Source organism: Gemmatimonadaceae bacterium (assembly GCA_036496605.1).
Lineage (GTDB): Bacteria > Gemmatimonadota > Gemmatimonadetes > Gemmatimonadales > Gemmatimonadaceae > AG2.
Genome location: DASXKV010000068.1, coordinates 1 through 13314 on the forward strand (window position 1 = coordinate 1; position 13314 = coordinate 13314).

The following is a 13314-nucleotide window of genomic DNA, read 5'->3' on the forward strand; positions in this document are numbered from 1 at the left end:
CGGCCGTCGCCGTGACACCGGCATTTCCGGTGGCGACGGCCGTCACCGAGCCGGTGGCCGAGACGGTGGCCACGACGGTATTCGTGCTCGCCCAGGTGATCGTGCGCCCGGTGAGCACATTTCCGCTCGCGTCCTTCAGCATCGCCGTGGCCTGCGTGGTTTGCCCCACGATCAGATTACTCGTGCCTAACGACACGCTCACCGTCGCCACGGCGGCCAGGGTCACACTCAGGCTGGCCTGGCCGGTGATGCCGCCACTTGTCGCAACGATGTTCGCGCTGCCGGCACCGACCGCCGTCACGAGACCCGAGCTGTTGACCGTCGCAACGGCGGTGTTCGAGCTACTCCAGGTGATCGTGCGCCCAGTCAGCACATTGCCACTGGCGTCCTTGAGTACTGCATTAGCCTGCGTCGTCCCGCCTACGATGACGCTGGTTGCGCCTAACGCTACGCCTATTGAAGCTACCGGCACGACCATCACTACGACCTGAACTGACCCGCTAACACCGCCGCTGGTAGCGGTTATGGTCGTAGTCCCCGCGGCGAGCGCCGTAATGAGTCCGGTGGCGCTTACGCTCGCCGCAACCAGATTGGAGCTCGACCACGTCACAGTGCGTCCCGTGAGTACGTTGCCACTGGCATCCTTGAGTATCGCCGATGCTTGAGCTGTTTGACCCGATGTCAAAGTATCTGGACTCACCGCAACGCTGACAGATGCAACCGGCGTGGGCGTCACCGTCAGAGAAGCGGAACCCGTGACTCCCTCACTCGTTGCGGTGATGTTCGTACTCCCAGCAGCGACGCTGCTGACAAGCCCGTTGACATCGACCGTCGCGACGGTCGAGTTCGAGCTCGACCACGAAATCGCGCGGCCCGTAAGAACGTTGCCCGCCGCGTCACGAAGCGTCGCTACCGCCTGGGTGCTCTGTCCGACGCCGAGCGATGGAGCATTCAGTGTGACCGTCACTGATGTTACTGGCGCGGGCGCCGACGCATTGACGGTGAGAGTGGCCGCGCCGCTGACGCCCTGCGATGTAGCCGTGATCGTCGCGTTGCCCGCTCCGATCGCGTGGATAAGGCCGGTCGCGTCGGCGGTAGCGACATCCGAGTTGGAACTCGACCATGCGACGGTGGGTCCGGTGAGAACCGAGCCGCTCGCGTCGCGCAATGTGGCCGTCGCTTGCGTGCTCTGCCCGACGGTGAGTGATGCAGCGTTCAGCGTCACGCTTACTGAGCTAACGGTACTCGTGGGCGGTGGAAGTGACGCGCCGAGCTGTTGTCCCACTGAGATGTCGTCGACATAGAGAACGCGCTGTTGAGACGAGGCGGTCGCACCGTCGAGCATCAACGAGTTCAACTTCAGTGAATTGTCATTGCGGAAGGTGAGGCCGGTCCACTGTCCCACCAGTTGACCATCGAGCCACATCGCTTGTTGGCCGTTACTCTGGCCAACGGTATTGAGCTTCACCCAGAAATCGAGGCGGTGCCACGCGCCGACACTGATTAGTCGGCTGGCGGCGTAGGTCACACTCCCCATGCCCTGACCGACGCCCGTGCACGTCACGCCGTCGGACGACGTAGGCATCCCTGGATACCACGTCATGAATGTCATGTCCAGCGAATTGGTCGACGTACCTGCTTTGATCGTGGTGGCGAAGAAATCTGATCCCGTTGGGCAGTCGGTAGATCGCCCGAAGGCCGACCATTGATCGTCTGTGCGCGATCCGCGGAGCGTCAAGAGCGTCGTGGGGCCGGTCCAACTCGGATCGAGGCGAACCCAATAGCTCGCGAAGATCGAGTCATAACCTGGCATAAAGAAACGGGTCAACCAGCCGCCGCTCTGTCCAGCGGGATAGGTCACTTGCAATACATGCGTGCCGGAGTGCGCCAACGAGGCGTTATTCAGAACCTGCTGCTTCCGAGTGTTCACGCCGTCCTGCCACGCAGCCAATGTCCCCGATTCGAAGCCCTCGCCAAAAACAGAATTGTCGGTTGGCGCGCTGATCGTGAGTTGGGCGCTTCCGCTCACACCTTCGCTCGTCGCGCTGATCGCGGCCGTTCCCGCTGCCACCGCGGTGACGAGTCCGAGCGTGTCGACAGTCGCCACGCTCGTGTTCGAACTCGACCAGGCGACGCTGCGTCCAGTAAGAACGTTGCCGCTCGCATCGCTGAGCTTGGCCACGGCCTGCGTGCTCTGTCCGATGCTGAGCGTCGATGAATTGAGGGTCACTGCCACAGAGGCCACCGGCGCCGGAGGCGGTGGCGCGGTCGCCGGCATAGCGGGCAACACCTGCACATCGTCGACGTATAGTTGCTCGGTGATCGGCGCGATTGCTTCTCCATCGAGCATGAGCGAATTGAGCTTGAGGACACCGTCGCTTCGAAGAATCAGCCCCGTCCATTCGCCGACCAACTGTCCGTCGAGCCACGTTCGTTGCACGCCATCGCTCTTCCCGACCGTGTTCAACTTTACCCAGAATTCGATTCTGTGCCAAGCGCCACGCGTTAGGCGACGGCTCGCTGAATAGGTGGTTGCGGTTCCCTGACTTTGACCGAAGCAGCTCACGCCGTCTGTCGAAGGTGGCATCCCTGGATAGTAGGTGGAGAAGCTGAGGTCGAGGTTACTCGCGGCGGAGCCTAACGCGACGCTCGTCGCAAAGAAGTCCGAGCCGGTCGGGCACACACCAGCGTTGCCAAAGGCTGACCACTGGTTGTCCGTGCGAGAACCGCGCAGGGTCAACAGCTTGGTCGTGCCCGACCAATTCGGATCGAGGCGCAGCCAATAGCTGACGTAGGCCGAATCGAAACCCGGCATGAAGAACCGCGTCAGCCATCCGCCGCTCTGGCCAGCAGTATACGTCATGTCGAGTAGATGCGTGCCGGAGTGCGCGAGTGTTGTGTCGTTGAGCACGTGATGTATCGCCGGATTGACGCCGTCCTGCCACGACGAGAGGGCGCCAGACTCGAAGCCATCGCTGAAAATCCCGTTGTCCGTTGCTGCTGCTGGGACGGCTCTTCGTTCACGCGGAGAATCGTCCGTTCGAGGGGAGGTGGCCACGTGTTCGGTGCACGCTAAAACGAGCGCGCCTACGGCCAACAAGGCTGCACGAGTGAATCGCATCGGTCCTCCATCAACTCCGCGTCTTCCCGGCAGCGCATCATCGAGGGGCCGGGGCCGTCAAGTCCCGGGACCGATCGATACACGCGTAGCATCGCGCTATCTAACGAATAGACGCGAGCCATACCGCCGAATCCGTGGCGCCGATAGTTTAGTTGATTCTAAACAGCATTAGCGAGGCGGCGCTCAACGCGACATCGGTGCACACGGTGCTGCGTCAACGTGCCAACCTGAGGCCGGGCCACGTACAAGTCGTGTACCAGTTGTCGCATAATCATGCGATTCGCAATGCACGCGTGCTTTTGTCCGAACATTACGTGCGGCACATCACGTCGGTTGTGTGCCACGAATCGAGATTGTGATTTGCTTGTGCAGCGAAGCGATCGCTGCCGTGAGATCTCGTTGCAGTCTCGTCTGTCGAATCGCCCGAGCGAAGCTTGCAGAGTAGCGCCTCGAAGTCGCTGGCGCGCCTAACGCGAGCGTCCGGTAGCGCCTAACGCCTCACGATGCTCACGGCGCGGGTGGGGCGGTCATCACGACCAGGTCGTCGTACCAGAGCGACTGCGCGACCGGCGAGCCGTCGCCGATGTAGGGAGCGATGATGAACTGGTCCGGATTCCCGTTGCAGCCGCTCACGGCACGATTCTCCGTGATGCCGGTCAGATCCTGATTGATGCGCGTCACGTCGATATTCTGCGCATCCTGCGACTGAATGGAGCGGGTGCCCGCCGTCACTCATCCAGTTGTCCTCGATGTACGTCGTCAGGTAGTTGAACGACGGGCCGGCGAACTGGTCGTCGAGGGTGCTCAGGAGATAGAACTCGTGGGGATGGCAGTTATGGGCCGAGCCGACCCAGTTCGTGCTGTGCTTGATCCAGTACCGCACGTACACGGCATCGCTGGGCGTGAACAGGTGTCGGGCGTTGACGTTCGGATTCGGCTTCACGCGGCCTGCGCAAAGTTGACCTGTAGCGAATGTACGCTGCCGGTTATTTGGTCGGTCGACGAAGGCTCGTCAGCCCGGAGCGGCGTCCAACTCGTATAGAGTTTGAGCGCATTGTTCTAATGACCCGGAAGGACGGCTCGGTGGGCCATATCGGGGAAGAGCGATGACTGTTGGATGTGCGCCCGATAGTGACAATTCGACCATTGCCAACGATATGCGCAAACTCACTAGAGCTACCTGCGCAACCGCTAGCGCCGGAGGGCTCGACCGCGCTCCGGCCGCTCCTGTTGCATCTACGCAACAGGTGCGGGGTCATGCGAGAGCCGCGTGACGACCGGGCTGCCGCGTCGTGGCTCCAAGTGATTGTCGGTCAGGGAGTTCCGTGTCGGAGGCGAACACACTCCATTCGCTGCGCTTCTTGCTCAACGACCCGTCGTCGTTTGCCAGATGAACTAATGCCTCAGCACCATTCATTGTGCGTGACTTGTTAGCGCGACCAATCGAGGGCCGCCACGTCGGCGGAGCCGACGGGTCGATCAGCGGCGCGCCGATATTGCGCGGCGCGCCGGTATCGCCCGGTGCTTCCGCAAATCGCCGACCGAAGCGAGATCCGTTGATGGGCCTCGTTGCGCTCATGGTCCTGACGTACGTCTGGCGAATTCAGGATATCCTGGTGCCGCTGGCGCTGATCAAGTTTCCAACTCTCATCGGGCTGGCGGCGCTCGCGGCATATGCCTTCGACAAGAGACGCGTCAGGCGCCTTCGTCTCGTTCGATCCCCAGTTCTCACGATACTGATTGGATTTGCGTTCGTCATCGTCGCCGGAGTGCCGACGAGTCTACTGGCGAGCAGCACCCTTCAGTTCCTGCTGAAAGACTTTCTGCCGAATGTTTTCATGGCTGTCCTCGTCGCCGTCTGTATCCGCACTAGGCGCGACCTCGACTGGCTACTCGGCGCGCACATGATTGGAGCAATGCTGTACGGCCTATACGCGCTCCTGTTCTTCGGCGTCGATGCCACCGGCAGGTTGGATCACATGCTTTACTACGACGCGAACGATCTGGCGCTGGCGACGGTCAGCACGCTGCCCGTGGCGATCTACTTTCTCCGAGATCGCTCGCCACGCTGGCAGCGGCGGATGGCGTTCTGCGTTGCGCCCGTATTATTGCTCAATTTCATCCGCTCGGGATCCCGCGGCGGGTTCCTCTCTCTGATCACAATCGCCGTTTGCCTGATGTTCGGCTATCGGCCCATCAGGACACGGCGGCGAATTGCCGCGTTTTCGTTGTGTATCGGCGCGATCGCGGCGATCGGCGGAAGCGCGTTCTGGGATAAGATGAAGACGATCCTTGCCCCGGACGATGATTACAACATGCAGTCGGAAACGGGCCGCTGGCAAATCTGGCAGAACGGCCTCAGCATCGTTAAGCAGCGGCCATTTCTCGGCGTCGGCGCGCAGCAGTTCCCGGAGGCTGAGGCCACACTGTCGGACCTTGGGCGCGAGCGCGCGGAATCGGGCGGGCGACAGCTTCCTTGGCAGGCGGCGCATAACTCCTACATCTCCGTGGCCGCGGAGACTGGCGTCTTCGGCTTTGCGCTCTTCGTTTCGCTTCTGCTCACGACCATCGGAACTGCGTTGTTGATGATCCGCGAAGCTCGTGTCAACGGGTCGGGTGAGTTGGCGGCGCTCTCCCGCGCACTCGCCATCGCATTCGCGGGGTATGCTGTCGGCGCGTTTTTCCTCACCGCAGAGTACAAATCGATACTGTATCTCAACATCGGGTGCGTTCTTGCCGTTCGAAAGCTGCTGAAGCTTTCGCAGGCGAACGCGTCTGCGGCACGGAGCGTAGATCCGTGGGCACTGCCAGGGCGCACGAGATGGCGGCAAGCATGACGGCGAGCGCCCCCAACCAGACGGCTTACGATCGAGCGACGTTCGCGCCGTCGCGGCGGCACTCCGTTCTCGTCACGGACGGCGAGCAGCGATCGGCGTTGGCCGCGGTGCGCGCGCTCGGTCGCGCGGGACACCGAATCACGGTCTGCTCGACTCGGGCGCGGTGTCTCGCCGGCGCTTCACGGTACGCCGACGAGGTCGCGCGAGTGCCCGATTCCTTGCGCGATCCGCAATCGTTTATTGAACACTTATCCCTTCTCGTGCGGCGTTCCAACATCGACGTAGTGATCCCGATGACGGACGCGTCGATGCTCGCCGCCCTTGAGGGCGCGGACCAGCTCGCGCCGGCCATCATTCCGGTCGCGGAGATCGAGCCCTATCGCGCGGTGTCCGACAAGGAAGGCGTTCTGAAGGTCGCACCGCGCTTTGGGATTGCCGTTCCGGCGCAACGGACGCTGACGCTCGACCATGCGCGGGCGATCGACGAGTTCGAAATATCCTATCCCATCGTCGTGAAGCCCGCTCGGTCGGTGGGGGAACACGGCGGCCGGCGATCGCACTTCTGCGTGAGCTACGCGCGCAACGCCACGGAGTTGACCAGCGTGGTGCGAAGTGCTGATCCCGCCGCTTTTCCGCTCCTACTGCAGCAACGCGTAGTGGGACCGGGCGTGGGCGTGTTTCTCCTCCTATGGGACGGTGAAACGATTGCGGCGTTCTCGCACCGGCGGCTTCGTGAGAAGCCACCTTCCGGTGGCGTGAGCGTGTATCGCGAGAGCATCGCTGCCGATCCGGATCTGGTCGCGCGCTCTCGAGCGCTCCTCGAGCATTTCGGCTGGCGAGGCGTTGCCATGATCGAATACAAGATCGACGAGCGCACGGGAATACCCTACTTGATGGAAATCAACGGTCGTTTCTGGGGATCACTTCAACTCGCTGTAGATGCTGGCGTCGATTTCCCGAACCTGCTGCTGTCGGTGGCGGTGGACGGCGAACGTCCGTCGACGCCGGAATATCGCGTTGGAGTGCGAAGCCGATGGTGGTGGGGCGATGTGGATCAACTCATCACGCGATTGCGCCGCTCGGCGCGCGCGCTCACCCTGCCTGAGAATTCCCCTACCAGGTGGCAAGCGGTTCGTGAGTTCCTGCGCGTAGGGGACAGCGCCGATCGAAACGAGATTCTCCAGCTCGACGATCCGTGGCCTTTCGTTCGCGAGACGATCGACTGGTTCCAGAAGAAGTAATTCTCAACTCATGAGCTCATCACGGCAACCGGCAATCGAGTCCGGCCTTAGCTCGAGGATTTCACTTCGCACCGCGATCCTGCCGCTGCTCGAGCGTTGCTTCAAGCGGGGGGGCATTCTCGGCTATCACGCGATCGTCGAGCAGGACGTTCCCTCGCCGGAGATGCACGTCAGCCTGGGGACGCTGCGGGGTCAGCTGGAGTATGTGCGTGATTGCTACGATGTGGTTCCGCTTCGGGAGCTCGTGCGTCGATGCATCGACGGGCGCTCGATGGATCGTTGTGTTGCGATCACGTTCGATGACGCGTACGTGGGTGTCGAGCGACTGGCTGCACCCCTGCTCGCTCGTCTCGATCTGCCGGCGACGGTGTTCGTGGCGGTGGGTGCGGCGGAAAATGGCGCCGCATTTTGGTGGGATCGACTGGAGCATGCGCGACGCACGAGCCCTGACATTCTCTGGCCGCGCATACTCAGTGACCTCGGGATCAAGCAGCTGTCACCATCCGCGGAAGCGTTAGGCATCGTGCGTGGTCACATTCTCGGCCAGCACGCGGGGCGTCTTCCGCTCGAGAAAATGGATTGGGCCGAGCCGTCAAACGATTTGCTCCGATCCATGGATTTCGCGGCTCTCGAGCGCCTGGCGAGTGATGAGCGGTTCGAGTTTGGATGTCATACGGTGACGCATCCAGCGCTTCCGTACCTCTCCAGCGATGAGCAGCAGCTCGAAATGACGCAGGCGCAGCGGCGCCTCGAAGAAATGCTGCCGCGCGTCGTCCCGGTCGTCGCATATCCGTTCGGACTTTACGATCGTGCCACCCTCAGCGCGGCCGCGAGCGCGGGCCTTCAGGCTGGCGTTACGATGCAGGCACGCGCCGTCGCGCGCGGCGATCTGGCGCTCGCCTTGCCGCGCGTCGGTGTCTCGGAGGACTGGTGTCAGAGCGCGATTTCACTCCGGCTCAATGCGGGCATGCGGCCATTGTTCAGGGCGAGGGCGGGGACGCACCCGCACCTGCCAGTCTATTCGCCGCTCAGTATTGGTGGTGCCTAGCGGCGCTACATGCCGGCCACACCGCGCGACCCCTCGAGTAGCGCCGCCCGCAGACCGGATATGCATAGTGCCACGTCTTCGTAGCAGTGCGCGACGGCCGCCGCGTCCAGTGTATATGGATCGGGGATCTCCAGCGAGTCTCTTGGTCTTGAGCTGTCGAAGGCGCCGAGGAACCGAAGCTTCGCCTCGGCTTCGGGAAACCGCGCGATGCATTCCGCTTCGTTCTCGAAGTCCATCACGACGATAACGTCGGCGGCGCGGACGAGCTCCGCCGTCAGTGGCGTCGCCAGATGCGCCCGGAGGTCGATGCCTAATGATTGTGCCGCGGCGATGCCGCGAGGATCCGCCGACCTTCCGGAGCGGGCGTGCAGCCCGCCGGAGCCGATGACAACTTCCGGGTGGCTCGCATGGAGCTCTCGCGCTAACAGAGCAGCGGCGAACGCGCTTCGCAGGATGTTGCCATGGCAGACGAAAACCACATGATGGTATCCCGCGGCGGGACCCGAATTGGCGCGGCGCTCACGCCGAGCGAGCCGGCGAATTGTTTGTCGCAAGAACACGCGGCGCGCGCGCGAATCGAGTTCGGCACATCGACGCGCGAACCGACGCGTCCGCTCCGGGACCAGAGAAGAGAGCGCGCGTCGAACGGCGCGCGCAGGGGCGGCGGTGGCTGCTGCGAGGGCAATTGCAAAGTTGCTCATGCGGGCGCCGGCGCCTTCCTTTGCGGGAGCCAGCCGCGCAGAGAGTATTCCGCGGTGGCAGTGACTTCATATACCAACTGTCCGAACACAGCCAGTCGATCGGTCGGATCGTCTGACATTGGCCGACCGCCCGGCGTGCGAAGTCGCGCCGCCACACAGGTCACATCGAACCCCACCGCCTCGAAAACGGCGCATGCGCGGCGCGTATGCATGGGCGACGTGATTACCGCGATCCGTCGCATTCCTCGTGGCAGCAGGAGCCTCGCCGAGGCGACAGCCTCATCGCGTGTCGTACGACCGAGTGGCGTGCGGAGCCAGTCGACTTGTTGGTCGAATAGCCCTATGAGGCGTGCCTGATCGATCTCACTCGAAACGAACCCCGTCGGAAAGAAATCCGCGGTCGTGGTCGTAACGAGCGAGCGAGCCTTTCCCTCGCGCATGAGCTCCAATGCCATGAGCAGGTGGTCTGCGGCCTCGCTCGAGATCGTCGTATCGGGATTGATCCCGGCACTCAACGCGACGACGGCGGCGACGCCTGACTGGGGAATCGCGTCCTGTCGCACCCAGCGCGCGGCGATCGCCTGGGAGAGCGGGCTAAGGACGACGACAATGGTGACTAAGGCTGCCAGCTGAAAGAGAACAATCAACGCGCGGCGCAACCGTGTCGCGCCGACGAGCAACCCGAGGCCTGTTAGCAGTAACACGCCCGGCGTATCGGCCAGTTTGGCCGGCAGGATCTGGAGAGCGAAGCAAACGCACCACAAACCCGTGCCGAGTGCGCCGCCCTCGAGAGCGCGTCGAATCGCCTCCCGGGATAACAACATCGGCGGATTCTCAGCCACCGTTGGGGCGAGATCGCCAGCCACGAATGAATCGATCTGGGTCGGCAGCGTGTGCTACTTATGTATGGCGCGAGTGGTCAGAAAAACACCGTAGATCCCCACGATGCCTGCAATTAGCTGCACAGAGTTCATGAGGCTCCACTGTCGCTTCGAATCCACGAGAATCTCGTCACCGGCTTTGAGATTGAGATGATCCAATGAGCGTCCGTCGGCGAGCGCGATGCGGACGTTATCCGAGTCCCAGATCATCGTGCCGGCTCGTCGCACGACCGTGCTCGAGAGGTTTGACTTCTCGACGACGCCGGCCTGCATGATGACGTCGGCCAGCACCGCGTCACTCGGCGTCAAGTACCACCCAGGCCGACCGACTGCGCCCATCACGGCGAGACGAAGAAGCGGCGTTGCCCGAACGGAGGGATTGCGTACGTACTTACTGAGATATGCGGTGACTGTGTCCGCAAGCTCCGAGCGCAGCACACCATCGAGCGATAGATCAGGAATTTTCGGCACTTTCGTGAACTGTAACATCTTGCCAGCCCGGACCGTCACCGTATCGACTCCGCCCAACGGGAGGAAGTTGGAATTGTCGGGCGTGAGCACGCGCGGAATGTCGATCGACAGGATGATTCGGTCGCCCTCCTGAAAATCCCCGTCCCGGAGCCGCGTCTGGAGCACAGTCGCTTCGGCTTCGCGATGCTCGCTCCGCGCATTGCGCGCAGCCAGCTCGAGCTGCGCGCGCGTTTCGAACCTTGACTCTCTGGGGGCGCCGGCGAGCGACTGCGCGCCGCTGCGATGTCCGAACGCCAACATGAGCAGCACCGCGATTATGAACGCGGGCTTGACGTGCCTACTCCTCATTGGTCCAGCTCCTTGCCGCGGCAAATGCGCCGTCAGATGTCTGTCATACGTGAGTCCTCTCGCCGACCCGCCGTTCATGAATAGCGTGAGGCAAGCGCAGGCGGAGGGTGCAATCGCCATACCTGGTGCGTGCCCGATGGTAAGTGTCGTAAGAGACTATCCGCCAAGGAGATGTCACATCTCCCTCGGATAGGTGCGCCGTCAGCGCAACACCTGATTGCGCGCACGCATCACTATTGTGGTGTGCCTGTCGGTCTGTGACGCGCATAGCGCGGACGAATGGGTGGCACCAGGGTTGCTTCCGCCCCGATTCGTAATGCTCAGCAATGGTGCGCGCCCCGTACGGTCTCTGACCCCCACACTATTCGAGTCCCCTGTGCAGAGGGGACTCGTGACAGTCGTGATCCCGACGTACAATCGATCGGCGATCGTGGGCAGCGCGATCGAGAGCGCGTTAAAACAGACATACCGCGATCTCGAGTGTGTCGTGGTAGACGATGGCTCGTCGGACGACACGCGCGCCGTCGTCGAAAGCTACGGCCCGCGCGTCCGTTACATCTATCAAGAGAACGCGGGCGTCACCGCGGCCCGCAACCTCGCCATACGCCATGCCCGCGGCGAGTTCTTGGCGTTCCTGGACTCCGATGACTTGTGGCGACCCTGGAGAATCGAGAGCCAGGTTGCCGCGTTGCGCCGCCATCCGGAAGCGGGATTGGCATGGACAGACATGACAGCCGTGGAGCGTTCGGGCCACGAGATTTGCGAGCGCTATCTGCGCACGATGTACGCGGCGCACACGAGAGTGAGTATCGAGGAAGAGATGGGGCAGGTTGCCACACTCGGGGCTCTCTGTGCGGCGGTGCCGGCCGAGCATGCGTCGGCCGCGGTACGTGTTGGAGATTTATTCAGTGAGATCCTGCTCGGGAATCTGATGCACACCTCCACTGTCCTCGTGCGTCGCGATTGGGTGGAACGTGTAGGAGGTTTTGATCCCACGTTTGTCCGCGCCGGCGAGGACTACGAGTTCTACGTGCGTCTTTGCTCGGTGGGTCCTGTCATCTTCATCGACGCACCGTCGACGCTCTACTGCGTTGGCGCTCCGGATCAGTTGACGCGCCCGTCGATGCTTCTCGAGATCGCGCGGAACAATCTGCGCACGATCGAGAAGTGGGTGCCGCACGCCGGCCCACACCTTACGATTCCGCGCCGAACCATTCAGACGAGATTCGCGGACTCTTACGGCTGGCTCGGCGAAGCCGAGCTGGATGCGGGAAATCGCCTCGCCGCCGCCCGCGTACTGATGGCGAGCATTGCGCGCCGGCCGCGGATCGACCGTCGTGGGCTGCTCCTCGCGATGTGTTTCATGCCTAACGGGTTATCAACGCGCGTGCGGGAAGTGCGCTCCAGGCTCCGCTCTCGCTTGAACTAGCCCGCGCTTGTACCCACTAAGTCTCAGGGGTCGCTCCGTGCCTAACGGCAGTCTTCAACATCGCATTCATCGCATCACTGGCTTCGGCTCTGCGCGCGAAGCCGCCGAGAAGGAACTCGACAGCCAGGGAATCGTTCTGCCGTTTCCGCAACGCGGGGAATGGCACCAGGCAATCGGAGAATGGAGCTCTGCGCTCGTAGTTGCAAGCGACGCGGAGGGTCGGGCAAGAGCGGCGGCGGGCATAGGAATCGGGCGCAGTCGGGCGCTTCCGTGGCATTGCATCTATCAGGTGGAGCGCCTCGCGTCGAGCGAAACCGACGTCGAGGTGGCGCTGGTGAACGGCATTGCCGACGCTGCGCACTCCGACCCGTTCTGCATTCGGGTACGACTCGGCATATTCGAGCCCGATCCAGAGCGACGGTTGCGGCTTGGTACATTGCTGGGAGAATGCGGTTTCATAAAGGCTCAACAGCCGGAACGGTACCGGCGTACGCCGTCACTCGATCTGCAGGCCTCAGAGGAGCAGCTGTTTTCCAAGGTGGCATCCAGCGCGCGCCGCAACGTGCGCGCGCCCGCCAAACGCGGCTTTCAGCTCGTGCCGTTGACCGACCCGTCCTACGCCGGCAGGCTAGAGGAGTTGATGGACGAGTCGTTCCGGCGAACGGGTGGGACCGCGATTCAGCTGCCATGGGAAACGATCCTGCAGCGGTCCGGACATTCGCCTAACCGCTCCCGCGTCATCGGTCTCTTCAAGCCTAGCGAGGTCGCGCCGAGCGGCCTGATCGCGTTCGCTTGGGGCTGCGTCAACGGCAATTACGTGACATACGAGGCGGGGGCAGCCACGCGCCAAGAGAGTTTAGGGAATTTGCCTCTGGCGTATGCGCCACTGTGGGATCTCATTGCCTGGGCGAAACGCATCGGTGCGACGTGGTTCGACTTTGGCGGCGTACCCGCGGTCGACGAAACAGCCACTGCCGATCCACTCAGCGGGATATCGGACTTCAAGCGATTCTTCTGCGAGCGCATCATCGAAGTCCGCGACGAGTGGACTCTCGAGCCACGTCCGGTGCGCGGAATGATCGCACGGAAAGTCAGCGCCGCCGCGCAGCGGTTTCTGCGATAGCTCGGCCGCGCGCGGCGACTGTGGCGGGAGTGCCACAGCCGGGCATCGTCCCCTACATGTCGTACGATGTTCCTGCACGGCGTCGAGTGCGTTCTCGATTGCGTTGAATGCACT

At 62.6% G+C, this 13314-nt stretch carries 10 protein-coding genes; 5 read left to right on the plus strand and 5 right to left on the minus strand.

What is annotated here, in order from left to right; genetic code table 11:
* Positions 1–3058, minus strand: a 3058-nt coding sequence (locus VGH98_25475; GenBank protein HEY2379357.1) for an Ig-like domain-containing protein, incomplete at its 3' end; no start/stop codon positions are given.
* 570 nt (positions 3059–3628) lie between these two features.
* Positions 3629–3853 (minus strand): hypothetical protein, encoded by a 225-nt coding sequence (locus VGH98_25480; GenBank protein ID HEY2379358.1) that lies wholly within the window; start codon positions 3851–3853, stop codon positions 3629–3631.
* A 686-nt stretch (positions 3854–4539) separates the two neighbouring features.
* On the opposite strand from VGH98_25480, the gene VGH98_25485 reads away from it, so the two are divergent.
* The 3 genes from VGH98_25485 to VGH98_25495 are packed head-to-tail and all read left to right on the plus strand — an operon-like array spanning position 4540 to position 8247.
* A complete protein-coding gene (locus VGH98_25485) occupies positions 4540–5958 on the plus strand; it encodes an O-antigen ligase family protein (protein ID HEY2379359.1) in 1419 nt (472 codons plus the stop codon).
* Entirely contained in the window at positions 5955–7199 is a 1245-nt protein-coding gene (locus tag VGH98_25490; protein ID HEY2379360.1) for an ATP-grasp domain-containing protein, read from the plus strand. The genes VGH98_25485 and VGH98_25490 overlap by 4 nt, the downstream gene beginning before the upstream one ends.
* A gap of 10 nt (positions 7200–7209) precedes the next feature.
* Positions 7210–8247, plus strand: coding sequence for a polysaccharide deacetylase family protein (locus VGH98_25495; protein ID HEY2379361.1), 1038 nt, complete (start codon positions 7210–7212; stop codon positions 8245–8247).
* A 5-nt stretch (positions 8248–8252) separates the two neighbouring features.
* Here VGH98_25495 and VGH98_25500 read toward each other — a convergent pair whose 3' ends face one another.
* The 3 genes from VGH98_25500 to VGH98_25510 are packed head-to-tail and all read right to left on the minus strand — an operon-like array spanning position 8253 to position 10648.
* On the minus strand, positions 8253–8948 hold the full coding sequence (locus VGH98_25500; GenBank protein HEY2379362.1) for a hypothetical protein: 696 nt from the start codon (positions 8946–8948) through the stop codon (positions 8253–8255).
* The gene (locus tag VGH98_25505; GenBank protein ID HEY2379363.1) at positions 8945–9814 is read right to left on the minus strand and encodes a YdcF family protein; all 870 of its coding nucleotides are present in this window, start codon (positions 9812–9814) and stop codon (positions 8945–8947) included. Before VGH98_25505 ends, VGH98_25500 begins: the two co-directional genes overlap by 4 nt.
* 30 nt (positions 9815–9844) lie before the next feature.
* On the minus strand, positions 9845–10648 hold the full coding sequence (locus VGH98_25510; GenBank protein HEY2379364.1) for a hypothetical protein: 804 nt from the start codon (positions 10646–10648) through the stop codon (positions 9845–9847).
* A gap of 391 nt (positions 10649–11039) precedes the next feature.
* Between VGH98_25510 and VGH98_25515 the strand changes: the two genes are divergently transcribed.
* A complete protein-coding gene (locus tag VGH98_25515) occupies positions 11040–12077 on the plus strand; it encodes a glycosyltransferase family 2 protein (GenBank protein HEY2379365.1) in 1038 nt (345 codons plus the stop codon).
* Between the two features lie 37 nt (positions 12078–12114).
* Positions 12115–13200: a hypothetical protein gene (locus VGH98_25520; GenBank protein HEY2379366.1), complete on the plus strand. Its 1086-nt coding sequence runs from the start codon at positions 12115–12117 to the stop codon at positions 13198–13200.
* The last annotated feature ends 114 nt before the right edge of the window (positions 13201–13314 follow it).

What these genes read in the sequence shown, in the direction of transcription:
- VGH98_25510 (HEY2379364.1), bottom strand. Translation starts at nt 10,648, where the DNA reads ATGAGGAGTAGGCACGTCAAGCCCGCGTTCATAATCGCGGTGCTGCTC.
- VGH98_25500 (HEY2379362.1), bottom strand. Translation starts at nt 8,948, where the DNA reads ATGAGCAACTTTGCAATTGCCCTCGCAGCAGCCACCGCCGCCCCTGCG.
- VGH98_25490 (HEY2379360.1), top strand. Translation starts at nt 5,955, where the DNA reads ATGACGGCGAGCGCCCCCAACCAGACGGCTTACGATCGAGCGACGTTC.
- VGH98_25495 (HEY2379361.1), top strand. Translation starts at nt 7,210, where the DNA reads ATGAGCTCATCACGGCAACCGGCAATCGAGTCCGGCCTTAGCTCGAGG.